Source organism: Microcystis sp. M53603_WE2 (assembly GCF_030065435.1).
Genome location: NZ_JASJFF010000216.1, coordinates 1 through 1158 on the forward strand (window position 1 = coordinate 1; position 1158 = coordinate 1158).

Here is a 1158-nt window from a genome sequence, read left to right on the forward strand (position 1 = left end):
ATTCTGAATTGTAAGTTATAACTATTATAATCTCATTTCTCTTTGTGATCAAGTTGAAGATTTTCTAGTTTTTGACTGCTATAAGTATTAATACTCATTGCATAAGTGAGATGCTCCCATTCCACAGTTGCTGGAACGCCAGGATAGCAGTTGAGCGAATGTCACGAACCCCAGCACCTTTAAAGTCAAAATGAACCGGATCTGATGGACCTAGCCACTTCCAGCCCTGAGCTTCTAGGAAAGGTCGCCAGCCTGCATGATCTTCAATATCGAGAGCTAATCCACTTTGATGGTTGCTCTTTCCTGGCTCAGCAGCGATAGTAATGCCACATCGATTCGCCTGAGCTTGTTGAAAAAGAAGTAGTTGTTGGGCAATAGTCCGATAAGCGGAGTTGACAATCAGAGTCTGGCCTCGATTGGCAACCGCCCGATCTAGGGCGCGTTTAGCCGCTGGTTGTAAGAATGGCCAAACTGCTTGTCCAAGCCTGATCTTGGGCGAAGAAAAATCAACTAAAGCACCTGAGACAAGTCGATTCATTTGAGCAATGAGTTGCCGATCTAGTCCCCTAACCACTGTCGTGGAACAGCTTGTAGTCCCAGCTTGCGTTACTGTCACCATAAATTTCTTCCTTAGCGAGGGATTCTTAGTTCAACAAGTCCACTTAGGCTAAGGGACTTGCGCTTTGATAATGCACCATTTAGGGCTTGTCTGATTCTTCTACAGAGCGATTTTCTGGCTGGGATATTATTCCTACGCAAGTCCCTAAATACCTGGCGATGTTTAGCTTAAATGGTGGTTCTTTTATCCTACTATCCCACTTCCATCGGTCTAACACCCCTTAATAAGACTTAATATGGCACTGTGGGGTTTAATCACCTCAATTTGGGCATAATTACCGCACAGAGGGGTCTAGCATTGTCTCGCTAACAACAATCACAATCGCCCCAACTCCCGTAAGTTTTTCAAATCCGGTTCTTCGGTTTTTGTTATGCAATGGACGGGGGTTATAAGGGATGGAACCCTTATATAGAAAGGCATTTGGCGATTTTTGTCAATTATTTTTGCTCTAGAGCGAACTAATCAATTAAGTCTCTTGCCAGATAAGGATTTAGTCGATTTATGCCCCCCTATCGAACCATACTAAGTAACGAAGAACC

At 43.8% G+C, this 1158-nt stretch carries 1 protein-coding gene; it reads right to left on the bottom strand.

Translation table 11 applies throughout. The annotated features are described in order from the left end of the window. Positions 1 to 94: 94 nt before the first annotated feature. Positions 95 to 538, bottom strand: coding sequence for a M15 family metallopeptidase (locus tag PX481_RS04710; protein ID WP_288093811.1), 444 nt, complete (start codon positions 536 to 538; stop codon positions 95 to 97). Between the last annotated feature and the right edge of the window lie 620 nt (positions 539 to 1158).

Excerpts from the sequence above, each read along its gene's own strand:
- PX481_RS04710 (WP_288093811.1), bottom strand. The coding sequence starts at position 538 with ATGAATCGACTTGTCTCAGGTGCTTTAGTTGATTTTTCTTCGCCCAAG.